General features: G+C 69.4%; 19 protein-coding genes. 11 read left to right on the top strand and 8 right to left on the bottom strand.

Translation table 11 applies throughout. The annotated features are described in order from the left end of the window. Positions 1–159: 159 nt before the first annotated feature. The 4 genes from OEB96_RS39080 to OEB96_RS39065 all read left to right on the top strand — a co-directional run bounded on the left by OEB96_RS39080 (position 160) and on the right by OEB96_RS39065 (position 6,365). On the top strand, positions 160–1,461 hold the full coding sequence (locus OEB96_RS39080; RefSeq protein ID WP_266222000.1) for an RCC1 domain-containing protein: 1,302 nt from the start codon (positions 160–162) through the stop codon (positions 1,459–1,461). Further along, positions 1,445–4,417, top strand: coding sequence for a serine/threonine-protein kinase (locus OEB96_RS39075; RefSeq protein ID WP_266221999.1), 2,973 nt, complete (start codon positions 1,445–1,447; stop codon positions 4,415–4,417). The genes OEB96_RS39080 and OEB96_RS39075 overlap by 17 nt, the downstream gene beginning before the upstream one ends. 80 nt (positions 4,418–4,497) lie before the next feature. Further along, positions 4,498–5,127 (top strand): RNA polymerase sigma factor, encoded by a 630-nt coding sequence (locus tag OEB96_RS39070; protein ID WP_266221998.1) that lies wholly within the window; start codon positions 4,498–4,500, stop codon positions 5,125–5,127. Positions 5,128–5,480: 353 nt separating this feature from the next. Beyond that, a complete protein-coding gene (locus OEB96_RS39065) occupies positions 5,481–6,365 on the top strand; it encodes a hypothetical protein (RefSeq protein WP_266221997.1) in 885 nt (294 codons plus the stop codon). Between the two features lie 13 nt (positions 6,366–6,378). Here OEB96_RS39065 and OEB96_RS39060 read toward each other — a convergent pair whose 3' ends face one another. Both OEB96_RS39060 and OEB96_RS39055 read right to left on the bottom strand, forming a co-directional pair. Continuing rightward, entirely contained in the window at positions 6,379–7,851 is a 1,473-nt protein-coding gene (locus tag OEB96_RS39060; protein ID WP_266221996.1) for a sigma-54-dependent Fis family transcriptional regulator, read from the bottom strand. Between the two features lie 104 nt (positions 7,852–7,955). Beyond that, the gene (locus OEB96_RS39055; protein WP_266221995.1) at positions 7,956–9,617 is read right to left on the bottom strand and encodes a hypothetical protein; all 1,662 of its coding nucleotides are present in this window, start codon (positions 9,615–9,617) and stop codon (positions 7,956–7,958) included. A gap of 168 nt (positions 9,618–9,785) precedes the next feature. On the opposite strand from OEB96_RS39055, the gene OEB96_RS39050 reads away from it, so the two are divergent. After that, positions 9,786–10,040 (top strand): hypothetical protein, encoded by a 255-nt coding sequence (locus tag OEB96_RS39050; RefSeq protein WP_266221994.1) that lies wholly within the window; start codon positions 9,786–9,788, stop codon positions 10,038–10,040. Positions 10,041–10,159: 119 nt separating this feature from the next. On the opposite strand, the gene OEB96_RS39045 is transcribed toward OEB96_RS39050, so the two are convergent. Next, complete coding sequence (locus tag OEB96_RS39045) at positions 10,160–10,981, bottom strand: phosphatidate cytidylyltransferase (protein ID WP_266221993.1); 822 nt, start codon at positions 10,979–10,981, stop codon at positions 10,160–10,162. Then, positions 10,974–11,777, bottom strand: coding sequence for a polyprenyl diphosphate synthase (uppS, locus tag OEB96_RS39040; protein WP_266221992.1), 804 nt, complete (start codon positions 11,775–11,777; stop codon positions 10,974–10,976). Before uppS ends, OEB96_RS39045 begins: the two co-directional genes overlap by 8 nt. A gap of 347 nt (positions 11,778–12,124) precedes the next feature. Between uppS and OEB96_RS39035 the strand changes: the two genes are divergently transcribed. The 5 genes from OEB96_RS39035 to OEB96_RS39015 all read left to right on the top strand — a co-directional run bounded on the left by OEB96_RS39035 (position 12,125) and on the right by OEB96_RS39015 (position 18,210). Then, entirely contained in the window at positions 12,125–12,562 is a 438-nt protein-coding gene (locus OEB96_RS39035; protein WP_266221991.1) for a type III secretion system chaperone family protein, read from the top strand. 1 nt (position 12,563) lies between these two features. Continuing rightward, positions 12,564–13,397 (top strand): PspA/IM30 family protein, encoded by an 834-nt coding sequence (locus tag OEB96_RS39030; protein WP_266221990.1) that lies wholly within the window; start codon positions 12,564–12,566, stop codon positions 13,395–13,397. Positions 13,398–13,664: 267 nt separating this feature from the next. Further along, positions 13,665–14,198: a hypothetical protein gene (locus OEB96_RS39025; protein ID WP_266221989.1), complete on the top strand. Its 534-nt coding sequence runs from the start codon at positions 13,665–13,667 to the stop codon at positions 14,196–14,198. Between the two features lie 316 nt (positions 14,199–14,514). Then, the gene (gene infA / locus OEB96_RS39020; RefSeq protein WP_266221988.1) at positions 14,515–14,733 is read left to right on the top strand and encodes a translation initiation factor IF-1; all 219 of its coding nucleotides are present in this window, start codon (positions 14,515–14,517) and stop codon (positions 14,731–14,733) included. A gap of 84 nt (positions 14,734–14,817) precedes the next feature. Further along, on the top strand, positions 14,818–18,210 hold the full coding sequence (locus OEB96_RS39015; RefSeq protein WP_266221987.1) for a WD40 repeat domain-containing serine/threonine protein kinase: 3,393 nt from the start codon (positions 14,818–14,820) through the stop codon (positions 18,208–18,210). A gap of 9 nt (positions 18,211–18,219) precedes the next feature. Here the strand turns inward: OEB96_RS39015 and OEB96_RS39010 are convergent, their stop codons facing one another. The 3 genes from OEB96_RS39010 to OEB96_RS39000 all read right to left on the bottom strand — a co-directional run bounded on the left by OEB96_RS39010 (position 18,220) and on the right by OEB96_RS39000 (position 23,144). Next, positions 18,220–19,869, bottom strand: coding sequence for an ABC transporter substrate-binding protein (locus OEB96_RS39010; RefSeq protein ID WP_266221986.1), 1,650 nt, complete (start codon positions 19,867–19,869; stop codon positions 18,220–18,222). A 30-nt stretch (positions 19,870–19,899) separates the two neighbouring features. Further along, positions 19,900–20,652: a tetratricopeptide repeat protein gene (locus OEB96_RS39005; protein WP_266221985.1), complete on the bottom strand. Its 753-nt coding sequence runs from the start codon at positions 20,650–20,652 to the stop codon at positions 19,900–19,902. 128 nt (positions 20,653–20,780) lie between these two features. Then, a complete protein-coding gene (locus tag OEB96_RS39000; RefSeq protein WP_266221984.1) occupies positions 20,781–23,144 on the bottom strand; it encodes a serine/threonine-protein kinase in 2,364 nt (787 codons plus the stop codon). Between the two features lie 330 nt (positions 23,145–23,474). Here OEB96_RS39000 and OEB96_RS38995 point away from each other — a divergent pair, with 330 nt between their 5' ends. Further along, on the top strand, positions 23,475–24,305 hold the full coding sequence (locus OEB96_RS38995; protein ID WP_266221983.1) for an ABC transporter ATP-binding protein: 831 nt from the start codon (positions 23,475–23,477) through the stop codon (positions 24,303–24,305). A 25-nt stretch (positions 24,306–24,330) separates the two neighbouring features. Here the strand turns inward: OEB96_RS38995 and OEB96_RS38990 are convergent, their stop codons facing one another. After that, positions 24,331–24,987 carry a hypothetical protein gene (locus OEB96_RS38990; protein WP_266221982.1) on the bottom strand — a complete coding sequence of 219 codons (657 nt, stop codon included), beginning with the start codon at positions 24,985–24,987 and terminating at the stop codon, positions 24,331–24,333. Positions 24,988–25,007: the final 20 nt, after the last annotated feature.

Genomic DNA, 25,007 nt, shown 5'->3' with positions numbered 1-25,007 from the left:
GACGCTCGACCCTCTCATCGTCTGAATCGGCCTCGCCGCCGAGCCGGACGAGCCATGATGGTCGCTGGGTAGCGGTGTCGTTCCGTGCGAGCGCAGGCGAATGGTTCGCCTGTTCCTCGCACGACGTGGTCCTCCGGGTGCGCTCGCGGGAGGACGACCATGAGCAACCGTGGACAGAGCGTGCCAATGGGCAAGATTGCCCACATCGGCCCAATCATCACCATCTGCGCGACCGCGTGTGATGGAGAGCTTGCGTTGGATGGAGCCGTCGAGCCGAGCTTCCGCCTCGGTGCGGCGGGCGTGGTGGCCGACGTCGGCCCTGGTGAAGACGACACGTGCGTGGTGACCGGGGCGGGAGCCATCGCGTGCTGGGGCCACGGCGACGCAGGCGCTCCAGCCACCATCGAGTCCTTCGTGCTCCCCAGCCCCGCCCGTCAGATCGGGACCGGGCTGGGCCATCGAGTGGCTCTGACCGACGCGGGCGAGGTGTACGCTTGGGGATCGATCCCCGACGAGTCCTGCGGTGTAGCCCCAGCGGGGAGCACGAATGCGTCGGCCTTCATCCTCGCGTTGGTGCCCTCGTCGATCGAGCTCTCCGGGCCCGCGGTCGAGGTGAGCGCAGGAGCCGACTTCGCCTGCGCCCGCATGCTCGACGGCGACGTTCGGTGCTGGGGGAACAACGGCTGCGGCCAGCTCGGCCGTGACGACATAGATCGCATCGGCAACGACGAACTGCCCTCTGCAAGCCAGCCGATCGAGCTCGCAGGGGTGGCGATCCACGTTACCGCCGGCGCCCAGCATGCGTGCGCGGTGCTCGACACGGGGCTCGTGCAGTGCTGGGGCCGCAACGAAGAGGGTCAGCTCGGCCGGGAGCACGACGGCAGCGGCCCCGTGGTAGACGAGATCGACCTGGGTCACGCCGTGATCGCGGTGGCGGCTGGCGAGGCGCACACCTGTGCCTTGCTGGAGACCGGGGCCATACGCTGCTGGGGCAGCAACGGCAGCGGTCGGCTCGGCCATGGCTCGAGCGTCTCGACCCAGACGAAGGCTCTCGCCTCCGAGCTCCCCGACGTCGACGTCGGTGGAACAGCGATCGATCTCGTCGCAGGCGCTCGGCACACCTGCGCCCTGCTGGAAGACCGAACGATTCGCTGCTGGGGAGACAACCAGCACGGTCAGCTCGGCCTTGGTCATACCGGCGACGTCGGCGACGACGAGCTTCCCTCCGAGGTCGACCCCCTCGACCTGGGCGAGCACCTCGGCATGGCCGTGCTCGCGGGCCCCACCGCCAATACGACGTTCGCGGTGCTCGATCATGGTGGCTTGCGTTCATGGGGACTCAACGATGCCGGGCAGCTCGGGCACGGCGACCTCACCGACGTCGGCGACGAGCCGCAAGAGCGGCCGGGCGAGCTGCCGGACATCCTCATCGATGATCCATACGATGACGACGACGGTTGATGGGTGCTCGTATGCCGCCGTGCTCTACCGCTCGGACGGAGTGCGGCGGTCGCTTGACCCACCACGGTGGCCGCCCTTACGCTGGGTCCCCCTGCGCTGGGTTGACGAGGGCGGCGTGGAGTCGACGCAGACCAACGACGACTTGGCCTCCTCGCAGCCCGAACCCGCGGCGGGCGACTTCCACGCCCTGCCGAGCCACATCGATCGGTTCATCGTGCTGGGCCTGCTGGGACGAGGTGGCATGAGCTCGGTGCTGCGTGCCTACGATCCCTCGCTCGATCGCCAGGTGGCAATCAAGGTCATGCTGCCGGGTATGCACGAGGGCCGGATGATGCGAGAGGCCCAGGCCCTTGCTCGCGTATCGCACCCCAACGTGGTGCAGATCTTCGAGATCGGCGAGACCTCCGATCGGCTGTTCATCGCAATGGAGCTCGTCGCGGGCGAGACGCTCCAGCGGTGGCAACACCCGGGCCACCCCTGGCGGCAGTGCGTCGAGACCTACGTGCAGGCCGGTCGGGGCCTGGCTGCCGTGCACGCGGCGGGTCTCGTCCACCGCGACTTCAAGCCGGCCAACTGCATCCTCGACGAGACGGGACACGTGCGTGTGCTCGACTTCGGCCTGGTGCGCCACGACGGCGAGCCCGTGCCTGGGGGGCGAGCCGAGCTCGAGCCGACCACCAACGCGCTACAGGAGAGGATCACGCAGACGAGATCGATCGTTGGGACGAGGGCCTACATGGCTCCGGAGCAGGTGGCCGGGGGGGTCGTCGATGCGCGCAGCGATCAATTCTCGTTCTGTGTGTCGCTCTATGAGGCGTTGTTCGGCCAGCTTCCGTTCACCCGCAACCCCGTGGGCACGCTGTTGCGGCTCGCCTCGGGTGAGGCGATCGAACCGCTGCCCCCTCCTGGCGATCGCCACGCACCGCGATGGCTCATCCGGGCGCTTTGGCGGGGCCTGTCGGGCTCCCCCGAGGCACGCTGGCCCTCGATACCCGCGTTGCTCGCCGAGCTCGAGCGTCATCTTCGACGCAGGAAGGCACACTGGATACCGTGGGTCCTCGCCATCGGCGGCATTGCCTGGACGTTCATGACCCCGACATCGGGGGTCGACGCCGCGAATTGCGAACAGACCGGAGGAGAAGCGGCCGCAGTCTGGAGTCCCGAGCGCAAGGCCCGGGTGCGCGCGAGGATGGCCGCGAGCGAGCTGCCCTATGCCCCGGAGCTGTGGTCGAAGGTCGAGCCTCGGCTCGACCTCTACGTCGACGCGCTCGCGTCCTCCCACGTTGCCGCCTGCGAGGTCGGTGCGGGGCCGGATGGGCCGCGACGGCGCTGCCTCGAGACCCTGAGGGGCACGCTGGATCGGACCATTGCGCTGCTCGAGGAGGCCGATGCTGGCACCACCGAGCAAGCGGCCGATGTTGTCGCGAGCCTGCCCGGCCTCGACAGCTGCCTCGAAGCCGCACCCGCCGACGGCGTCGGCCTCGCGCGAGCACCCGAACGAGCGGAACGGATCAGCGAGCTGCGGGGACGGCTGCAGGTGGCTCGAATCCTCGAGCGAGCCACCAAGCTCGGCGAGGCCCAGCAGGAGCTCGCAGCGGTGCTCGTCGAAGCAGAGTCCCTCGACGAGCCCACGCTGTTGACCGAGATCCACGCCGTCGAAGGCCTCGTGCTGCTCGCCGACGGTCGGATCGATCCCGCCCGAGCCCGCCTGGGAGAAGCCTACGAGCGGGCCCTAGAGCTCGGCCTGGGCAAGGTCGCGCTTGAGGCCGCGATCAGCCTGGCCTACCTGGTAGGGGTGAGCCAGGCCCAGAGCGACGCCGGGCTGTGGCTAGGCTCGACCGCCGAGTCGCTCGCGAAGCGCCACGATCCCGGCGGCCAGCTCGAGGCCGAGTCCCTTGTCGTGCTCGCCCAGGTGTTGGTGCAGCGCGGTCAGCTTGCCGAGGCCGAGCAGCGCTATCGCGACGCGCTCGCGCTGCTCGATGCCCGAGTGAAGGACGACGATCCCGCCCTGATCGTGCCGCTCAATGGCCTCGGGCAGGTGCTCCGACGCCAGGGTCGACTACCGCAAGCCCAGGCGTACTACGAGCGCGCGCTCGCGCTGCGCATCGAGGTGCTCGGCCGCGGACACCCGCAGGTCGCATATCAGCGCATCAACTTGGGGGTGGTGCTGATGGAACAACGCCGGACCGACGCCGCCGAAGCCCAGTACGAGCGAGCACGCGAGATCCTCGAGGCCCTACCGTCCCAACGCGAGCTGCTGGCCGAGCTACACACCAATCTCGGTGTGCTGCGCAATCGACAGGGAAGGACCGAGAAGGGCGAGTTCCACCTCCAGCAGGCGATTGGCCACTGGGAAGCCCTCTATGGCTCCGACCACCCGTGGGTTGCCCAGGCGCGCATGAGCCTCGGGGCCAACCTCGAGCGCCGCGGTCGCGATGAGCCAGCGGCCGAGCAATATCGGCGTGCCCTCCAAATCCTCGCAAGCAACGAGCACACTCCCAGCAACGACGAGATTCGGTTCAGATTGTTCCGCTCGCTGGCGGAGGTCCGCCGCAGGCAGGGAAAGGCCGACGAGGCCGAGCAACACTATCAGCGGGCCCGAGAAATGCTGCTCCGGCTTGGCCGCGACTCGGAGGTCGAGGCCGCCCGGCTGCTCAATCGGCTCGGCGAGCTGCACTCCACCCAGGGGCGCTTCGAGCAGGCGATGAGCGATCACGAGGCGGCGCTCGAGATCCTCGATGCGCTGGCCCAGCAGGATCGTCGTCGAGTGGAGACCCTCTTGCTATGGAGCCGAGCCGCATACGCCGCGGGTCGACCCCGCGAAGCGCTCGAGCGGGTGGAGCGAGCGCTCGAGCTCGCTCCCTCGCTCGCCGACGACGAGCGAGCCGAATCGATCGCGGAGGGTGAAGAGCTACGAGGCGAGCTGGTCCGGGCCATCGGCGCCTTGGCGAGATGATGTGCAAGACCAACGGGATCTGCATCGCTCCGGCCGGGCCGCCGCTGCTTTGCGGTCGAGGATGATGTATCCTCGCCACGATGAGCGACGACCCTGCGCTGTTACGAGCGTGGCGAGGTGGTAACGCAGAGGCAGGGCAGGCCTTGTTCAGGCGCTACTACGATCCGATCGCGCGCTTCTTCATCAACAAGGTCGCCGAGCCCCCCCATGATCTCGTGCAAGAGACATTCATGGCCTGCGTGCAAGGGCGTGATCGCATTCGCGACGATCGGAGCTTTCGCTCTTACCTCTTTGGGGTCGCCTACAAGGTGCTCAGTGGGCATCTGCGGCGCAAGTACCGGTTCGCTGGCGACCCCGCATCGACCTCCATCCGCGACCTGAGTCCCGGCCCCAGCACGCTCCTGCGCAAGCTCGAGGAGCACGGGCGGCTCCTCGATGCCCTGCGCCGGTTGCCCCTGGATCTCCAGGTGATCATCGAGTTGCGGTACTGGGAGCAGATGAGCAGCGTGGACATCTCGCACGTACTGGACGTGTCGGCGAGCACGATCCGGGACCGGCTGCAGAAGGGTCGCGAGTTGCTGGAACGATCTCTGGACGTGGGTGCGCCGGGGCGAGCGGGGCAGGTAGAGGGGCTCGACTCATGGGTGGAACGGATCCGGGACCAGATGCGCGCATCGGATGGCATTCGCCCGACTGCGTCGTCGAGGTGACCCGCCGCCCGTCACCCCGAGGAGGACGACGGCAGCTCGACCGCCGGTTGCAGTGCAACCGACTGCAACCGACTGCAACCGACTGCAACCGGCTGCAACCATCGCCAGCCTCTCGTGGCTTACAATACGCAGAGGCTCGTGTCATGCCGACGGAAGCCGATTCCTTCATCGTAGGAGTATCGACGCTCACCGGCCAAGGCACGGTACGCTCATGAAACTCGAGCACATCGCATGTCATGATCCGTCCGGTCCGCCCACGAACATCCTCGCAGCTGCCATCGATGAATCACATACGAGTTTCAATGCGTTTCATCTCGTTGACATGACACACCATACTCCATACACTGCACTCGATGGCTATTCCGCAAGAGATCTCCGAGTGGGCCAGTATTGCAACTGGCTTGATCCCCGTCCCATACGTCGGCCCGGTCCTGGAGGGCATCATCAAGCTCTTCACCAAGGGGGACGACATCGACGCCAAGATGGATGCGCTCAAGGATTGGGTGCGTGCGTACGTCGAGGGCGCAATCCTCGAGCAGCAAGTCAGACGGTTCAAGAACCTCTCTGCGGGTTGGGTGAGCAGTCTCGAGCAAACGGCCAGCTTCGGGGGGGACACTCGATACACGCAAATGGTGGCCATCCACACCGACATCAATTCGAACGCAGAGGACTTCCTCCCCGACGAGAGCCACGAGAAATTCGCCACGCTATCGGCAGCGACCATGGCATGCCTCGTTCATGCGCTGGTCTTGCGCGCGCTCATCGACGAATCCGAGAGACAGAGACCGCAAGATCAACAGAAGTGGCAGTCCCTGCTGAAGGAGCTGACGAACAAGTACTACTCGCATCTCGAGTCGAGCATCCACGACGCAATCTTCTGGCGAGCCGAGCAGTGGTACCTGACCAACTACTACACAGAGTCGGTTTCTCCCAGCGGTGGAAGCGTCAGTCAGACGTTCTGGCTGACGGCCAAGGATGGATTCACGGGCTTCGAGAGCGGTGAGGGAAAGTACCCTTCCTCACCGACCCAGCACGAGAATTTGGCACAACAATACGCCGTGGCATACTTGGGATACAGGTCCCGGAGCTACAGACCTGCATGGACTGCATTCAAGGACATCATCATCGACGGGCTGAGTTCCTGGCGGGTCGGCAATCCCGTGGGGGAATACACGGAGAACGCCGCGCAGCACTTGGACTATTGCAGGCGCAAGATCAGGGATGCGTCAAGGGGATGACGCCCGAGCGCCCTCACGAGCGCCCCACGTCCTCGAGTCCCAGCTCCTTGATCTTCCGCAGCAGCGTGGCGCGGGCCACCCCCATCGCCCGCGCGGCGGCCGAGCGGTTGCCCTGGTGCTCGGCCAGCACCGCGGTCACATAGCGCCGCTCCATCTGCGCCCACGTCAGCCGCCCCAGCGCGGCATCGTCGTTGACCCCACGCCGAGGCGAGCGAGCGGGCAGCGGTAGATCCCGCGCCTCGATCGCCTCTCCCCGCGCCAGCACGGCCGCTCCCTCGAGACAGTGCTCGAGCTCCCGCACGTTCCCCGGCCACGAGTGCGCCCGCAGGCGCTCGAGCGCCGACTGCCGCAGCCGCAGCTCCGCACGACCATGCCGCTTCGCCGCCCGCCGCACGAAGTGCTGCGCGAGCATCTCGAGGTCCTCGGCCCCGCGCACCCGCAGCGAGGGCACCTCGATCGGCAGGACGCGCAGCCGATAGTAGAGATCCTCGCGAAACTCACCGCGCTCGACCATCACCTCGAGATCGCGATTGGTCGCCGCAATCACCCGCACGTCCACGTCCACCCGCTGGTGCCCGCCGATCCGCTCGAAGCGACGCTCCTGCAGCACCCGCAGCAGCGTGCCCTGCACGGGCAGCGGCAGCTCGCCGATCTCGTCGAAGAACACCGTACCCCCGTGCGCCGCCTCGAGCTTGCCGATGCCGCGCCGGTCTGCCCCCGTGAACGCGCCGCGCTCGTGGCCGAACAGCTCGTTCTCGATCAGCGTCACGGGCATCGCCGCGCAGTCCACGGTCACGAACGGCCGGTGGATCCGCGGCCCATTGTCATGGATCGCCCGCGCCACCAGGCCCTTGCCGGTACCCGTGGGGCCGGTGACGAGCACGGTGGCATCGGTGGGCGCCGCCCGGGCGATGCGCTCGTAGAGCTCGAGCATCGGCCCGCTCTCGCCGACCACACCATCGTAGCGGCAACGCAGCGGCCCCGGCTGCGGCGATTCCACGCGATCGAGCAGCGAGGTCGCCTCGAGCACCATCGCGAGCTGGGCGGCCAGCCCGGTCAGTCGAGCCGTGTCGCGCTTGGTGAACGCACCGCGCTTGTTGAGCATCTGGAGCGCCCCGAGGATCCGCCCCGCGCGGTCGTGCACGGGCACGCACAGCAGGCTCCTGGTGCGGTAGCCCGACTCGGCGTCCACCGCCGCGCAAAACCGCGGGTCGTCCTCCACCCGACGCAGCACCAGCGCCCGACCCGTCTCGACCACGTGGCCGGCGATGCCCTGCCCCGCCGCGAGCCGGATCCGCGGCACCTCGGGGAAGTGCCCGGCCACCGACACCAGGTCCCCCGTGCCCGGCTCCACCAGGAAGAAGGTTCCGCGCTCGGCCTTCATCGCGCGAGCGACCTCGGCTACCGCCTCCCCCACGATCCGCGACAGCTCCACGCGACGGCCGAGCCAGTGGCCCACCGCACCAAAGAGCGTCCCGTCTGCCACCGAAGCGGATCATATCGCTTCGAGACCTCGCGCAGGATCGGCAGGGCCAGCGCGCTCGCGCCTCGTGCGCTGGGATGCTCGACGAGCCCGCGACCTCGGTCGACTCACGGGTCGACGGAAGGACGCTCGGCGGGCTCGGCCTCGCTGGAGGGCGTCTCGTTGGCTGGCACCGCCTCGTTGGCCGGCACCGCCTCGTTGGCCGGCACCGCCTCGTTGGCCGGCACCGCCTCGTTGGCCGCCCCGATCTCGGCGATCAGCCCGCTTCCTCCTCGTGGAGGCTCGGCCTCCTCGACCGGCGCATCGGAGCCCCGAGCCTCCGAGGCGATCTGCTGGCGCCGCGGCTCCGCGCCGCGCTCGGTCCGGCAACGATCACACATCCGATCGAGCGGGAGCTCCTCGGACGTGCGCATCACGACCTCGGTCACGCCCTCGCGATAGAACCACACGCCATCGCACAGCGACACGACGCACGGCAGCACCTCGGTCCCCTCCGGAGCGCCCGCCACCAAGCCGATCGCGCCGCCCTTGGCACAGTCCTCACACAGGCGAATGGGGTCCTGACGGCGTCCCGCCAAGAAGTCCTGGAGCTGGGCGCCGGTCTTGTAGGTCCAGCTCTGGTCGCAGCCAGGACGACCGCATGGCACCTCGCGATCGGGATGCGCGCGGCAGAACTCGCGACACGTCTCGCACATGCGCCGCGCGGGCGTTCCCTCGGCGTCGAGATCGAGCGTGCCCAGCTTGGCCCAGGCCCGCAGCTGCGACTCGCGATCCAGCGTGGTGGAGCGCGTGCATCCGTGCACCTTGCAGGGCACCTCGTGCTCCACGATCTTCGCCGCCTTGTCCCGGCACGGCAGGCACATGCGCGCCGGGGGCTCGTTGACGTCGACTCGCTGGCGACGACGACGACGGCGCTTGCCTCCTCGCCCGGGCTCGGGCGGCGGAGGCCCACCGCGGGCCTCTTCTTCCTCGGCGTGGCGACGCGCCCAGGTGCGGTGCTTGAGCTGCGCATCGCGGGCCCACGTCCAGGTGCGCGCGCATCCGTCCACCCGACACGGCACCTCGCGATCGACCAGCTCTCGCTCCTCCTTGACGCACTCGGGGCAGACCTTGCGAGGCGGCTCGGCCGATCCCCCGCGCTGCACCGCAGCGAGCTGCGCGCTCCTGGGCCAGGTCCACGTACGCCCGCACCCCGGGTTCGCGCACGGCACCTCGCGATCGTCCAGATCGCCCAGCCGCGCCATGTGCTGGGCACACATGCGACGCGGCGGCGGCTGGCCGAACGCCTGCATCTGCTCCTGAGCCGTCCACGCCCATGTGTTCACGCAGCCATCGACCTTGCAGGGCACCTGTCGATCGTCGATGTGGCTGAGCAAGCCCGTGGCCAGAGTCGCCCACGCCGGGTTGCTTGGAGGCTCGGGCGGCGCCGCACGCCGCGGACCCGAGCCCCGCTTGCGCTCGCGCGCATCGCCGCCGTCGTTGCGTGGGCGCTCGGGCCGAAAGAACCCTTCCCCCGGTGACGACGCGGCATCGGAGCGCGAGGGCGCGGCTTCACCCGAGTCGCTCGCCTTCGACGGCTCGGCGCTCCCGCCTTCGGGCGCCTTCTTCTTGCGGCGCCGTCGTCGACGTTTGCGGCGCGGTCCGTCGGGCGAGCCGTCGTCGGACGAGCCTCGGTCCTCACCCTCGTCGCCGGCCGACGCCCCGTCTGCGCCATGCTCGAAGGTCGTCTCGACCTCTGCGCCCCGCTCGTTGTTCCGCTCGCCCTGCACGCGTTGCCTCTCCAGCCCGCGCCCAGGGCACTACGACTGGCGCGGCAGTATCTCCCCCCGTCTTGGCGACGTAAAGCCCCAGAGCGCAGGGACCGCCCATCTCGGAGCCACCGGTGGGAAAACGAAACGGGCACCACCCGCAGCGACGGCCTATACTCAGCCACGTCCATGCTCGCCGTTCTCGTCGGAGCCGTCGTTGCGGGCGGCACGTATCTGTACGCCAAGAAGAAGAAGGCCAGCACGGGCCAATCGGTGGTTGCGGCCGCGGCCTCGGGTGCCGCATCGGGCGCAGCCACCGCGCTGGCGGTGGCCGTCGTCTCGGCCCTGTGGCTCCCGCTCCTCATCGGCGGCGTCGTGGGTGGCGCCTACTACATGGGAAAGAAGAAGACGCTCAAGGCCCTCCCCCCATCCTCGGAGGGCTGAGCACCCCATGACGAACCTCTTCCCCCTCCCGTGACCGGTGCCGAGCGAGCCGTGCTCGCCCCACCGACCACGGGTGGACCTATCCGATCCGTCACGGCACGCCCGTCACGGCACGCCGATCACAATACGAGAGTCACGTAGTAGTAGACGACCGGGGCCACGAAGACCATGGCGTCGATGCGATCGAGCATGCCGCCGTGCCCGGGCAGCAGGTTGCTCGAGTCCTTCACCCCGTAGGTGCGCTTGATCATCGACTCGACCAGATCACCCGCCTGCGCGCACACGTTGGCGAGCACCCCCAGCACCACCGCGTGGACCAACGGCAGCGTGGGCTGAAGCCACATCGAGCCCACCACCACGGTGGCGAGGAGCGAGCCCAACACCCCGCCAAAGGCCCCCTGCCACGTCTTCTTGGGGCTCACCGCCGCGTAGAGCTTGTGCTTGCCGAATGCCCGCCCAAAGAAGTACGCGACCGTGTCCGAGAAGAACGCGATGGCCAGCGACAGGGTGATCCAGTGCGGCAGCCCGGCCTTCTTGAGCAGCGGCAGCACCGACATCAGCATCGGCACGTAGAGCAGCCCCGACAGGCACACGCCGAAGTGCCGCCCGGCCTCGGGGAGCTGGGACGGGCGTCCCAGGGTGGCGAATCCCACCACGATGGCGGCCGCGGCCAAGAGCGGCGGCAACACCAGCCCGGGCGACCACACCGCGGGCAACGCCACGATCGCGGCCCCGAGCAGCCCCGTGACCACGCGCAGCAAGACCCCTCGATCCTGGTCGCCGACCGGCAGCGCCATGCGCAGGTACTCGTCGAGCCCGATGCACCCCACGATGACGCATGCGATGGTGGCCGCCCACGGCGTGGGGTCGAAGTAGATCACCCCGAGGACGATCGGCACCAGCACGGCCGCGGTGCCAACGCGCTTGAGGACGTCACCCACCGGTGGAGGCCGCGGAGGTCCCGTCCTCGTCCGGCGCCAGGGTGCGGGACGGGAGCGTCGACACTTGGTCGGAAGTCAGGCCGAAGCGTCGCTCCCGCTTGGCGAAGTCGTGCAGCGCGTCTTCGAGATCGGCGCGCTCGAACTCGGGCCACAGCTTCTCGGTGAAGTAGAGCTCGGCGTAGGCGATCTCCCACAAGAAGAAGTTGGAGATGCGGTGCTCGCCGCTGGTGCGGATGAGCAGGTCCATCGGCGGCAGCAGGTTGGACGACTCGAGGTACGAGCCGAAGACGTCGGGATCGACGTCGGCCGGATCGAGCTTGCCTGCCACCGCGGCGCGGCACATCGCCGCGGCCGCCTTGGCGATCATCTCGCGACCGCCGTAGCTGAGCGCGAGGCACAGGACCATGTGGTCGTTGTTGGCCGACGCCGTCATCAGCTCGACCAGAGGCGTGCGCACATAGGCCGGCAGCCGCTCGGTGTCGCCGACGGTGATGAGCCGAATGCCGTTGTCGAGGATCTCCGAACGCTCCTGGATGAGGTAGCGCCGCAGCAGCTGCATGAGGTGGAAGACCTCCTCGGGCGGCCGATCCCAGTTCTGGCTGGAGAACGCGAACAACGTGAGCGCCTGGATCCCGAGCTTGCGCGCAGCTCGCACCACGGTGCGAACCGAGTCGGCCCCCTTGGCGTGGCCCTCCTCGCGAGGCAGGCCGTGCGAACGCGCCCAGCGGCCGTTCCCGTCCATGATGATGCCGACGTGGCGGGGCAGAGGGCCCACGATGGACGCAGCTTCGGACATGCTCCGGGGCGGGATACCATGGCCCCCGACCCCGGAAAAGCCCCGATCCCAGACGCGATGGGTCAGCGGCCCCATGGCAGGACCCAGCCGCCGAAACCCATGGTCGAGCGGCGCCACTGCGAGCGACAGGTCACGCGACGACGGGCCAGGACCCCAGGAGTCCCGGTTGCGCCCCTCCCTGCCGCGCACCACCCTCGCTTGCCGCGCTTCTTCGGCCTGGCCTAACCTTCCCCCGTGAGCCTCCGGCAGGGGTGCTCGACCATCAACGTGGCCACTGGCCACGCCGACCTCCACCATCGACCGCGGGCATCGAACCGCGGGGACGACGACCCAGGGAAACCAACAGGATGAGCAGCGTCGACGAACTCGACTCCCACTTGATCCAAACCGGGCTGCCCTACGAGCAGATCGGTCACAACACCTGGGTCATACACCCCGACAGCGCGCACGCTGCACAGATCGCCGTCAGCGCCGACGTGCCGATCGTGCTGTTCTCGGTCCCCGTGCTCGAGATCACCGACCAGCTCCGCGACGACGTGAAGCTGTTTCGCTGCCTCCTCGAGCTCAACGCCGAGCTGCTGCACTCCTCCTACTCCCTCCAGGGTGATAAGGTCGTGCTGTCGGGCGCCCAGCAGATCGAGAACCTCGACTTCAACGAGTTCCAAGCCATGATCGACGACATGTGCATGGCCCTCGACCGACACTGGGACAAGCTCGCGCCGTGGGGCCTGCGGGGCAAGTCCAAGAGCGCCGACGCCGACTCCAACGCCGAGGGGAGCACTTGACATGGGACTGTTTTCACGGCTGGGCACCCTGATTCGCTCGAACATCAACGAGCTCATCAACAAGGCCGAGGACCCTGAGAAGATGCTCAATCAGGTCCTCGTCGACATGAAGTCGCAGCTCGTCGAGGCCAAGAAGCAGGTCGCCGTCGCGATCGCCGACGAGAAGCGCCTCAAGAAGCAGTACCAGGCCGAGGCCGCCAAGGCGACGGAGTGGGAGCGCAAGGCGATGCTGGCCATCAAGGCCGGCGACGACAACCTCGCCAAGGCGGCGCTGGCTCGCAAGGGCGAGCACGACGAGGTCTCCGAGACCCTGCGCCAGCAGTGGGAGGCACAAAAGCAGTCGGTCGAGCAGCTCAAGCTCGCGCTGCGGAGCCTCGATGCCAAGATCGAGGAGGCCAAGCGCAAGCGCAACATCCTGGTCTCCCGTCAGAAGCGCGCCGAGGCCCAAAAGACCATCAACGAGACGCTCTCCAACATCAACTCCACCTCCGCCTTCGACACCTTCGAGCGCATGTCCGATCGCGTCACGCAGCTCGAGGCCGAGGCCGAGGCCACGGCCGAGCTCGGCGGGGCCTTGCCGGAAGCCTCGCTCGAGCAGCAGTTCAAGGCGCTCGAGGCCAGCTCGGGGGTCGACGACCAGCTCGCCGCGCTCAAGAGCAAGATGGCACTGCAGGCGGCCGAGGAGGAGCGCAAGGCCATCGGTGGCCGGGTCGACGCCAGCGCGGGCGCCAAGTCCGAGGCCCCGCCCAGCGACGACGAGGTCGAGGACGCCAGCAAGGCGGCGGAGATCGACGCTCAATTGGAAGAGCTCAAGCGCAAGCTCGCGGATGCCTAGGGACTATGTCTTTTTGGCGGGGCTTCGCAGCCCCGCCCCCGTGCCGGCAAAGCCGTCACGGGGCCCCCTCCCCGGCGGTCGGGCGTAGCCCTCCTGTTTGCGGGGTGGCGGGGCCCTCCTGTCTGCGGGCTGGCGGGGCTTCGGGAGGCGGGGCTGCGGGTGGCGGGGCTTCGGGTGGCGGGGCTTCGGGTGGCGGGGCTTCGGGTGGCGGGGCTTCGGGTGGTGGCGGTTGGGAAACCGGATGTGGGCTCGGGGTTGGTCGAGGTCATGCCTCGCAATGCCGTGCTCGCCGTGCTGCCGCTATGGCTCGCCGCTTGTCCCAGCTCCGATGTGGGCCGACCCTGCAACCACGGGCCGGCGTTCGTCCCGCAGGGCCAGGCCATCACCTTTCCGGCCCTCGCTTGTGATGATCTGCTGTGCGTCTACGCCGAGGACGTGGACGAGCCCGCGGGGACCTGCTCGAGCGACGCCGACTGCAACGGACCCGAGGCCCCGTCGAAATTTCACTGCGAGGAGGGCTCGTGCGCGCTCGACCAGGCCTACGTGCTCCAGCGCTCGATGTGCTCGCAGAGCTGCGAGAGCGACGCCGATTGCGACGGCGGCGATCCGGACACCACCTGCCACACGGGCTTTGCCTGCGCGCGGATCCAGAGCCTCGGCGACCACTGCTGCGAGAAGCTGTGCGTGTGCCGAGACGATCTCGACCTCGCCGCCGCACGCCAGCTCGAGGTCGAGTGCCGCGCCGACACGGCGCAGGGGTGCTGCGATCGGGATCCACACCCGACCGCATGCGGATCCTGACTCGGGACGCAGCGCCCCATCGCACCCTTGGCGGGTCCGGCCGGGTCACCGTTGCCAGACCGGCCGCCGTTGCCGGCCGTTGCGTCGGGTTTCCGTGCTCGCGCGGTAAACGCGGGGTCGCCCGTGGACCGGGAGATCTCCCGCGCTCGGCCGCCACGGCCGGCGAGCGCTTGCGAACCGCCGATCCTTGGGCATCCTGTGGGGGTCGAGAGGCCGTGCTGGAGCCCCTGCCGCCCCTCGTCCGCCCCTCGTCCGGGGCCAGGTGGTCGGCCCCATTGCCCGCGGGTCTCCCAGATGTGCTATCAGGCGCTTCCGAATGAGCAGCGACGACGCAATTGAGTTCGAGGGCAAGGTCGTCGAAGTCCTCACCGGCGGGACCTTCAAGGTCAACGTTGCCCCGGGACACGACGTCATCGCCAAGTTGGCCGGCAAGATGCGGCGCTATCGGATCCGCGTGGTGTTGGGAGACAAGGTCACCGTGGCCGTGTCGCCGTACGATCCCACCCGTGGCCGCATCACCTACCGACCGCGCTAGTTCTTGGCGACCCCTTGGGGAGCGTCGCCTGGCGGCGCCGCGGGGTCTTGCCGGCAGGCCCGGCCTGCCTGATGGGAGCTCGACATGAGCGGGGCGCGCCCGGGGGATCCAGACTCGCCCGAGTCCCGCGCATGGTTGCAGCGCGTGCGGGCCAATGTGAAGGCGCAGCTGTTCGGCGGCGCCGTCACTGCGCCCACCGACGACGGTACCCTGCCCGGCGAGCAGCAGAGGGAACCACCGAAGGAGCCGGTTCGCATCGGTCGCTACGTGGTGATCAAGCGGATCGGAGAGGGCGGCATGGGCATGGTGTATGCCGCCTACGACGACGCGCTCGATCGCAAGGTCGCGGTCAAGCTCCTGCATCCACGAGGCACCGGGGCCGGCGGTGACGCCAAGGCCCGCCTGATCCGCGAGGCGCAGGCGCTGGCTCGGCTCTCGCATCCCTCGGTCATCCACGTCTACGAGGTCGACGCCTGGGAGGACCAGGTGTTCGTGGCCATGGAATTCGTGGACGGCAGCACGCTCGCGCAGTGGCAGCGCCAGGAGGGACGCACGTGGAAGGAGGTGCTCGAGGCCTATGTGGCGGCCGGCCGCGGGCTGGCGGCCGCCCACGCATCCGGCATCATCCACCGCGACTTCAAGGCCGCCAACGTGCTCGTGCGTCGAGATGGTGCCGTGCGGGTCGTGGACTTCGGGCTCGCCCGCCAGGAGCTCGAGGCCGGGGCGCTGATGTCCAGCTCGCGACCGGTCGACCTCGAGGGCACCGGCCCGGGCTCGTCGCTGGTCACGGCCGACGGCTCGGCCGACGGCGCGCTGACCCGCACGGGGGTGATCATGGGCACCCCCGCCTATATGGCGCCCGAGCAGCACCTGGGCCAGCGCGCCGATGCTCGCTGCGATCAGTTCGCCTACTGCGTGTCGCTCTACGAGGCGCTCTACGGATTTCGACCGTTCGGGGGCGAGACGTTGCCCGCGCTGCGGCGCAACGTGCTGGCGGGACGCATCGAGCAGCCCCCTCGCTACACCGACATCCCCCCGCGGATCTTTCGCGTGCTCGAGCGCGGGCTGCAGGTGCACCCCGACGAGCGATACCCCGCGATGGAGCCGCTGCTCGACGAGCTGGCGCGCGATCCCAGGGCGGCCCTGCAGCGCCTGGCCTACCTGCTGCTGGCGGTGCTGGCGGTCGGACTGGTCGCGGGGCTGTGGTGGTCGGAGCGAGAGGAGCGCGAGGCCCGAACCGAGGGCGAGCGCCTGCGCGTCCAGCTCGATCGCGCTCGGGTGCTCAACGCCGAGGAAGAGCTGCGACGCATGCAGTCGCGCTCGGTGTCCGAGAAGCGCGACGACCTGGTGCTGGCCTATGCCCGCGAGGTGATCGACGACGACCCCACCATGGCCCTGGCCGCGCTCAAGCAGCTCACGCCCGACGATGCCCGCTGGCTGCCCGCGGCGCGCACCATTGCGGCCGACGCGGTGCAGCGCGGCGTGATCCGTCGCCGCCTCGATCCGGGCCTGGGCCGCGTGGAGCGCATGGTCTTCGCCGAGCAGGGACACTCGCTGTTCATCGCGGGCCGCGGAGTCGGACGCTGGGACCTGCTGCGTCAGGAGCTGCTGCGCCCGAGCGATCCCGGCGTGCCCCTGCGCGACCTCGCGGTGACCCCGGACGGTCGTCGCCTGGTGGCGGTGGGGACCGACGACGCGCTCTATCACTGGGAGTTCGACGAGCAGGGCCGCGAGTCGACCCCGATGCGGCGGCTGCCCAGCGACGACGGCAGCCCGCTGTCGGTGGCGGTGTCGAGCGACGGTGAGCGCGTGGCGCTCGGCACGAACACGGGCCTGCTGCGGATCCAGACGTGGGACGGCAGCGGGCTGCGGGCGTACCGCAACCACAAGGGACCGATCAGCTCGCTCGACTTCTCCCCGGATGGTGCCGAGCTCGCCTCCGTCAGCCGCGACGGAACCTTGCGACAGTGGGATCTCGAAGGCGACACCCACGTGGTCCTCGAGGTGGGCACGGGCATCCGCCGCATTCGCTTCGATGGCAAGGGAGAGTACCTGTGGTCCACGTCCGAGGACGGCATGGTGCGACGCTGGTCGGCGGAGAAGCGACAGCCGCTCGCCGTCCGCAACCTCCACGGGGTGAGCCTGCTGGACCGCACGCCGTCGGGCCATCGCACGCTGGTGTGCAACGGCGAGCGCGAGCTGATGCTCCACGGCGACGGCGATCCCCAGCCCCTGCGCGGTCACGCGGCGCTGGTCACCGCGATCGCGCTGTCGGCCAACGGTGCGTGGGCGGCCGCCGCCACCGGAGACGAGGGCGTGCTGCTGTGGCACCTGCGAGGCAGCGCCGACGAGATCGAGCCCGATGGCTCGCGGGTCACCACCACCAACGGTCCGATCACCGCGCTGGCGTTCTCGAGCAACGGGAGCCTGCTGGCGTCGGCCACCCGCCAGGGCCTGGTGCAGCTGTGGTCCGAGCGCGGTGAGCCGCGCGGAACTCTGGGTCAGCACACCCGCACCATCCTCGACCTCGGGTTCTCGCCGCGAGGGCACGAGCTGGTCGCGCTCGACGAGGATGGTGCCCTCCTCGTGTGGTCGGTGGCCGATCGCGACCAACCGGTCGTGCGCCTGCGCAGCTTCGGCATGACCGGAGTGACCGCGTGGTCGCCCGATGGGGATCGGATCGCGGCCCCGGAGTGCGAGAACGGGTATCGCTGCGAGCTGGTGCTCTACCCCCTGTCGCGCGCCGAGCCGAGGCGACTGTCGGTCACCGACTCGCCCCCGTCTGCCTTGCGCTTCTCGCCCTCGGGGCGCCACCTGCTCAGCGACCACCCCACGGGCTCGTGGCTGTGGGATCTCGACGAGGGTCGAGGACGGGCGCTCGAGTGGCCCGACGGCCAGCAGCCCGACCGGCGGCTGGCGTTCGCCTACGTGCGCGGCGGGGTCCGCATGGCCACCTCGGACAATCTACGCGACGAGAGCGGCAGCGTGGTCTCGACCACCCTGCGGGTGTGGCACATCGGCCAGGACAGCGGCAACGTGCACCTGCTGTTCGAAGAGCCCGAGCTGCGCGAGCTGCTGGTCGACGCCGAGGGACGCACGCTGCTGCTGCACACGCACGACGACAACACGATCCTGTGGCGGCTGGCGGGCGATCACTTTCGGCTGCTGCCCGCGATCGGCATGGGCTACGACCGCCTGCGGGTGTCGCCCGATGCCCGCGCCCTGCTGCTGCGCCCGCGCCTCGAGAAGAGCCGCGACATCGATGCGCTGTGGGTCGACGTGGAATCGGGCCAGATGCGCCGCTTCTCGCGACGCAACGACCCGCTGGTGTGGTCGAGCCGCGGGGTGCTGGCCGATGCGTTCGGGCGCCGCGGCGTGCGGATCTGGAGCGACCCCACTCCGGCCGATCCCGCCCGATTCCTGAGCTGGCTGCACGAGAGCACCGATGCGGAGCTCGATCCCTCGATGCTCCGCTGAGGCCGGTCGCTACAGGTCTTCCCAGGTCCCGGTCACCGCCGGAGCGGCATCGAGGACGTAGCGCCGGTTCGCGCGCAGCCGCGGGTTGGTGGTGCCCGAGACCGGCACCACGTCCCACCCGGTCAGGTTGCGGCGGAGGTTGCCGGAGTCGGGATCGAACTCGAGCAGGCCGCTGATGCCGGTCAGCTGCACGTCGCCCCCGTTCGCGAGCGCGTCCTGCACGGTGGCGATGAACCCCAGTCCCTGCCCGAACGACACCGGGGTGCCCGAGGGGTTGGCGAGCCGGGCGATGGCCCCGGCGATCTCCACCCCCGTGCCGTCGCCCGAGGCAAGGGCGCTCTGGGCCAGCAGCACCGACATCGTGGCGTCGTAGGCCAGCCCCGCGTTGAGCCCGGCCTGCTGGTTGGGGAAGCGGATCTCGTAGCGGACCTTGAAGGGATCGTAGGCGCTGGGATCCTGGGCGTCATGCGTGATGCCCTCGAGGTTGTTCATCAGCGTCAGCTTGAAGTTGTCGCTGACGGCCTCGACGATGGGCTCGAGCATGGGAACCGCCTCGCTGCTGACGAGGAACCGGGGCAGCGCGGGGCGCGGATCGGCGTTGGACCAGGCCTCGAGGTAGAACAGCACCAGCTCGCGCGCCTCGACGCTGCCCAGGATCACGATGACCTGGGGGTCGGCATCGAACGCCGATGCAACCCGTGCCCCGTACTCGGACAGCAGCTCGTCGGTGCTGGCGAACGAGTCGAGATCGCGATGGAGCAGCGTGCCCAGGCCATTGCCCGGCAACACGTCGGACAGGCGCGGCGCGAGGTCCTCGATCAGGGTCTGGCCGTAGAGGTCGTTCTTGACCAGCGCCACCACCCGGGTGGGCACGGGCTCGAGCGTGGCGATCCGATCGGCGATGCCCGCGGCCTGCATGGCATCGCTGCCGACGGTGCGCCACACCAGGCCGTTGTCGTTGAGCTGGCCCAGCACGCGCGCGGACGCGGTGGGGCTCATCAGCAGCACGCCCGACGATGCGGTCACGTTGGCCACGTCGACGGTCTCGGACGAGAGCCCCGGACCGATGATGGCCTGCACGCCCGCGGCGACCAGCTCGCTCGCGGCCGCGGCCGCCTCGACGGCACTGCCCTGCGAGTCGCAGGCCACCCACGCCACACGCTTGCCCCCCGGCAGCGTGGCGCTGCTGTTGAAGTCCTCCACCGCCAGCTGCACCGCGTTCTCGAGCGGGGCCCCGAAGATCTCGTAGGTCCCCGTGACCGGCAGAATCGAGCCGATGTAGACGACGTCCTGCGACGCCACGCCCTCGGGCCGGATGCGGAGCTCACAGCGCTCGGTCGTGAGCGCGGCACAGACGTTGCCCACCCCGCACACCACGCTCTCGTCGAACACCGACTGACACTCGCCGTCGGACACGCACGCGACGGTGGAGGGAGGGATCGGCTCCACGCACTGGCTGTCACGACACACCAGCTCGGTGCCGGCGGCGTTGGTGCAGTCGACGTCGTCGACGCACTGGGGAAAGTCGAGCACCACCGAGCAGCCCGCCGTCGCGAGCCCGGCCAGGCCGAGGGCGAGCCCCCAGCCCCGTCCGGTTTGGTTCGCGAGGGAGCGGCCGTGGGTGTGGGCCGCAAGGGTCGTCCTCGGTGCGAAACGCATGAATTGGATCCTCGTGGTCGATGCCTCGAACTAGAAGCGGAGGGTGGCCGTCATTCCGGCGGCCTGGCGTGTGGCCCAGGGCGTGAGCTGGGGACGCCGCGCGTCCGTTGGGCCGTCGGTCGGCCCGGCCTTGGGCTTGCGCTTGAGCGAGACCAGCACCATCACCAGGCCGGCGGTGGTGACCGCTCCCCCCACGCCGAACAGGATGTCGGCCGTGAGCGCCATGGTGCGGCCCGACTCGATGGTGTCGTTGCGTTGCTCGAGGGTGTGCTGGCCCTCGAGGGTGTTGGAGCGCCCCAGCGCCACCCCGGCCAGGCCACCGGCGGCTCCCAGGACCGCCACGCCGGTGCCGAGCATCACGTAGCCCGCGATCCGCAGCTTGGACGGCTTGGGCTTCTCGGGCGGCGCTTCGGGCGTGGTCTGTGGCTGCGGATCCGGCTCGGGCTCGAGGTCGGGCTCCTCGTCGGGGTCGGGATCGTTCTTGACCGCGGTCTCTTCGATGATGGCCCGCAGCACCCGCAGGCGCTCGAGGCCGCGCTCACGCGCCTCGAGAGGTACGCCGGGTTCCTTGACGAAGCGCTCGTAGTACTCGACCGCCTTCTCGAGGTTGCCGCTCTCCTCGTAGATGCGGCCGATGTTGAACAGGTAGTTGGGCTCGGGCTGCAGCTCGTAGGCCTGCAGGAACAGCTCGACCGCCGCGTCGTACTCCTTGGCCTGGAACTTCTCGACCGCCTCGGCATTGATGGCGTCGACCTGCTCCTTGACGCTCGGGGCGCTGGCCATGGCGGTGCTCGGGCCCAGGCTCAGTGCCAAGGTCGAACCCCAGGCCGAACCCAAGACGAGCTCGGTCATGACGGCGCCGGCAACGACGGCTCGCCGAGCGCGACGAACGATGCTGGTGGAACGTGGGATCACTTGCCTCCGACGGGCATGAAGATACCGTCATCCCCGCCCTTGGACGAACCCATGAAGACATCGGACTTGGGCTTGGGCTTGGACGTGGAATCGGTCTTGGGGTCCCCCTTGGGCTTTGAGTCCCCCTTGGGCTTGCTGGTGCCGGTTTTGGGCTTCTTGGAGCCACCGTCGGGCGGCGCCTCCGGGGTCGTGCCGCTCGGACCTGCGGGCTCGGCGGGCACCAGCTCGGCCGTGACGTCGGCGTTGGCCCCCGGCTTGACCACGATGGTGGTCTGCCAGGGATAGTGGCTCGCCGCGGTCACCCGCACCCGATGCTCCCCGGGCGGCAGCTCCAGCTGAACGGGCGCCTCGCCCCGGTCCTCGCCATCGACCTCGACCTTGGCATTGCCACCCTCGATGGTGGCACGGATCTCCACCGTGCCCACGTCGGCTGCCTCGGGCGTGGCATCGGCACCCACGGCCGTGGGCTTGGGCTCGTCGGCCGTGGGGGTGGTGCTGGCCGCAGCCACCGTCGACGTGGACGCGGGTGCGGGGTCGTCGGAGCCGCCGAGGATCAAGAATGCAGTCAGCCCTCCCAGCACCAAGGCCACCAGGCCGGCCACGGCCACGACCGCGCCGAGCTTCATCCCATCGGGCGTCGGCTGGCCGAATGGGATGGGACTGGACCCGGGCTCGGCCACCAGCAGCGGCCCGCTGGAGGGCTCGCCCAGCAGCGGCGACGACGGCTTGGTGGGCGCGCTGCGCGAGACGGACTCGGTGGACCGCACGTCCTCGTCGTCGACGGAGAGCGGGATCGGCAGCATGTCCGCGTCGTCGTCGTCTTCGGGCTCGGAGCCGCTCGGCGCGAGACGTCGCTGGACCGTACGCTGGACTTCGAGGGCCGCTGCGCGCTTGCGATCGAACTCGTCCTCGACCCGCTCGACGGCCTCGCGGGCATCGGCCGCGGTCACCCGCACCGTGGCCGGCGTGGGCTTGGAGCCGACCGGCGTGACCGGAGGAGGCGTCTTGCTGGGTGGCCGCGGGGGCAGGTCCATGCCCTTGACGCTCGACATCCGGGAGCCCGACGGCTTGGGCGGCTGCGGCGGGGGCCCCAGGCTCTTGACGCTGGTCATTCGGGAGCCCGACGGCTTGGGCGGCTGCGGTGGCGGGCCGAGCCCGGGCGGCCGGGGCTTCATCCCCGATTGCGTGGGCCGGCGCTTGCCCTTGGGCGCGGCGGCCTCCATCTTGGCCTTCTGCGCGGCGAGCTCTTCCTCGGCCAGCTTGAGCGGGGCCTGCCCGGTCTTGGCGGCGCGCCGCAGCAGCGGCCGCGTCCACTCCGCGCTGTCGCTGGTATCGGACTGCAGCGCGGCCAGGGCGGCCGGTCCCGAGGTCATCCGCGTGGACCAGTAGGTCTCGACGGCAACCCGAGACTTGGCGTCGGCGATGGGCTGGGTCAGCTCGGCCGCGGGGACCATCGCAAACAGCCGCTGAGCCATCGCCCCGGCGCTCGCGGGCCGATCCTTGGCCTCCTTGGCCAGGCACGACTCGATGAGCGCGATGACCTCGGCCGGCACGCGGTGCCCCTTGGGCAGGCGCTCGGAGAGCGACTTGGGCTTGCCGTGCACATGGTTGACGAGGATCGCCGCGTCGTTGTCACCCGAGATCGGCTGCTCGCCGGTCAGCATCAAGAAGAACAGCACGCCCAGGGCATACACGTCGACGCGCACGTCGATCTTGTCGCCGCGGATCTGCTCCGGGGACATGTACGCGGCGGTGCCGATGACGTGGGCCTTGGTGACCTCGTCCTCCTCGTCCTCCTCGATGAGCTTGGCGAGTCCGAAGTCGAGCAGCTTGACGTGGTTGGCCTTCCCGTCGTGCTCGCACAGCATGATGTTCGCGGGCTTGATGTCCCGCATCATGATGCCGCGGTCGTGCACGTAGCCGGCGCCCACGAGGATCTGCGCGGCGATCGGGGCGAACTCCTCCCACGGCATGCGCTTGTTCCGGTTGAGGAAGCGCCGCATCGGCTCGCCGCGGATGAACTCCATCACGATGAACGCACGGCCCTCGAAGTGACCGTGGTCGTACATCTTGACCACGTTGAGGTGGTCGAGCTGCGCCATCCGCTGGGCTTCGCGGTTGAAGCGAGCCACGGCATCGCGATCCTCGGCCCAGTGCGGAGCGAGGACCTTGACCACCACCTGACGCCGGTCGGTGAGATCGTTGGCGAGGTAGACCAGGCCCACGCCACCGCGACCGATGAGCCGCTCGATCGCGTAGCGTCCCCCTACCACCTTGCCGAGCAAGGGGTCGTGGTTGAAGGTGTCGCTGGCGGTGTTGGTCGCCATCATCGGGGCGCAGCGCGTGAAGGTAGGGGACACGCGTACGAGAGCCAACGCTCTTCGCGGGTCGCAAGGCGCATTTTCCAACATTTTCGTGCCGGGCGTCGCGCTCCTGCGGAGGAGGATCGTAGCCCTCGGGGGTGGTCCTTGGAGGCTCACTTTGGCGCAGAACGCCGTTATCGTTGAGCATTTGCGGTTCCGACTGAAGTTGGTCCCCTTGCAGGCCGGCGGCGGCGCCCCCAGGATTTCGATCCCCCTTTCGCATGGCGCGATTTACGCATGGAGCCGGGGGCCACGAACGCCCGGAAGGGTTCGTGCCGACGGGGGCGGTCGTCAGCCCCACCCATGGTTGGTTGCTAGCATCCGCGGGTGACCTCGCAGGTCTCGATCGCGCCGCGATTCGGCACGGGCACCGTGGTCGCGCCCATGCCCGATGCGTCGTCGTTCGAGCTGCAGGGGATCGCCAAGGCGTTCGGCGACCTGGTCTTGTTCGAGGACACGTCGCTCGTCGTCCGCCGGGGCGAGACCCTGTCGATCATCGGCGAGAGCGGCTGCGGCAAGAGCATCCTGCTCAAGATGATGATCGGGCTGGTCCCGGTGGACGCGGGCAAGATCCTCTTTCGTGGCGACGACGTGACGCAGATGAGCGCCGATGGGCTGGCTCGGGTGCGACGGTCGGTCGGCTACCTGTTCCAGGCCGGCGCGCTGTTCGACTCGATGACCGTGCTCGAGAACGTGGGCTACGCCCTGCGCGAGCACAAGCGCATGGCGGACGAGGAGATCCGCGCGCGGGTGATCGAGTGCCTGGAGAAGGTCAACCTCGATCGCCGGATCCTCGATCAGTGGCCCGGCGAGCTGTCCGGGGGCATGCGCAAGCGCGTCGCGCTGGCCCGGGCGATCGCGGTGGAGCCCGAGGTGGTGCTCTACGACGAGCCCACGCAGGGGCTCGATCCCCAGAGCATCACCGTCATCGCGGAGATGATCGCCGAGCTGCAGCGCGACCTCCGGATCACCAGCGTGCTGGTCACCCACGACATGCGCTGTGCCTTCAGCGTCAGCGACCGGATCGCGCTGGTGCACGAGCGGGGCATCCCCATCGTGGGCTCGCCGCGACAGATCGCCCAGAGCAACGAAGAAGCCGTGGAGGAGTTCGTGCGAGAGGCGCTCGACGAGCTCGACGAGGACGAGATCCGCGGGTAGCCCGGCGACGACGAGCGCCCGTGGCTCAGCCGATCGCGCTCGCGAGCTCCTCGGCGCTCGGCAGCTGGAAGCTCCCCCGTGACACGAGCCGCTCGGTGGCGAGGGCGAGCGCCTCGGCCGAGATCGGAGCGCGCTCGGAGCGGAGGGCCCGGGCGAGGTACTCCAGGGCCTTGGCCCGCGGCACGTTGGTCACGTTCCACGAAAAGCCCGCCAGCGCCTCGACGGCGCGCAGCAGCTGCAGCCGCGCCTTGGGGGCGCCGGGCTGGTGGCGCTCGCCGTGGGCCTTGCCGAGGCTCTCCGGATCGAAGTAGCCGTCGCCGTCCGCCGCCTGCTCGATCCAGGCGTCGAGCGCCTCGTCGTTCATCACGTCCTGGGTGAGCAGCGCCCCGTAGACGAAGGTCGACCCGTCGGCGTCGTCCACGTCCTCGAGCGCTCGCTCGGCCAGGCCCAGGCCGGTCTGGGCCACCCAGCCCGCGGGCATCCGCAGCGCGTGCGCGCTTGCATCGAGCGCGCGCAGCAGCGTGCGGGCGAAGCGAGGCGCGTGCTCGGTGGGCTCGATCCACTCCCAGGCCGCCACCGCATCGAGACCCTCCGCCGGGTCGAGGTGGGGGTCGTCGTCGAGGGCGTCGATGATCGCCTCGGGGTCACGGCCGTCGAGGGCCTCGCGCAGCGAAGAGCTCATGCGCGCGCGAGGATAGCAAC

Origin of the sequence: Paraliomyxa miuraensis (genome assembly GCF_026337845.1) — a bacterium.
Taxonomy (GTDB): Bacteria; Myxococcota_A; Polyangia; order Nannocystales; family Nannocystaceae; genus Paraliomyxa; species Paraliomyxa miuraensis.
Note: the sequence above shows the minus strand (reverse complement) of the source record. Positions and strands in the feature narration are given on the sequence as shown.

Coding starts and splice junctions, on each gene's coding strand:
- OEB96_RS39080 (WP_266222000.1), top strand. CDS start 160: ATGAGCAACCGTGGACAGAGCGTGCCAATGGGCAAGATTGCCCACATC.
- OEB96_RS39075 (WP_266221999.1), top strand. CDS start 1,445: ATGACGACGACGGTTGATGGGTGCTCGTATGCCGCCGTGCTCTACCGC.
- OEB96_RS39070 (WP_266221998.1), top strand. CDS start 4,498: ATGAGCGACGACCCTGCGCTGTTACGAGCGTGGCGAGGTGGTAACGCA.
- OEB96_RS39065 (WP_266221997.1), top strand. CDS start 5,481: ATGGCTATTCCGCAAGAGATCTCCGAGTGGGCCAGTATTGCAACTGGC.
- OEB96_RS39050 (WP_266221994.1), top strand. CDS start 9,786: ATGCTCGCCGTTCTCGTCGGAGCCGTCGTTGCGGGCGGCACGTATCTG.
- uppS (WP_266221992.1), bottom strand. CDS start 11,777: ATGTCCGAAGCTGCGTCCATCGTGGGCCCTCTGCCCCGCCACGTCGGC.
- OEB96_RS39035 (WP_266221991.1), top strand. CDS start 12,125: ATGAGCAGCGTCGACGAACTCGACTCCCACTTGATCCAAACCGGGCTG.
- OEB96_RS39030 (WP_266221990.1), top strand. CDS start 12,564: ATGGGACTGTTTTCACGGCTGGGCACCCTGATTCGCTCGAACATCAAC.
- OEB96_RS39025 (WP_266221989.1), top strand. CDS start 13,665: ATGCCTCGCAATGCCGTGCTCGCCGTGCTGCCGCTATGGCTCGCCGCT.
- infA (WP_266221988.1), top strand. CDS start 14,515: ATGAGCAGCGACGACGCAATTGAGTTCGAGGGCAAGGTCGTCGAAGTC.
- OEB96_RS39015 (WP_266221987.1), top strand. CDS start 14,818: ATGAGCGGGGCGCGCCCGGGGGATCCAGACTCGCCCGAGTCCCGCGCA.
- OEB96_RS39010 (WP_266221986.1), bottom strand. CDS start 19,869: ATGCGTTTCGCACCGAGGACGACCCTTGCGGCCCACACCCACGGCCGC.
- OEB96_RS39005 (WP_266221985.1), bottom strand. CDS start 20,652: ATGGCCAGCGCCCCGAGCGTCAAGGAGCAGGTCGACGCCATCAATGCC.
- OEB96_RS38990 (WP_266221982.1), bottom strand. CDS start 24,987: ATGAGCTCTTCGCTGCGCGAGGCCCTCGACGGCCGTGACCCCGAGGCG.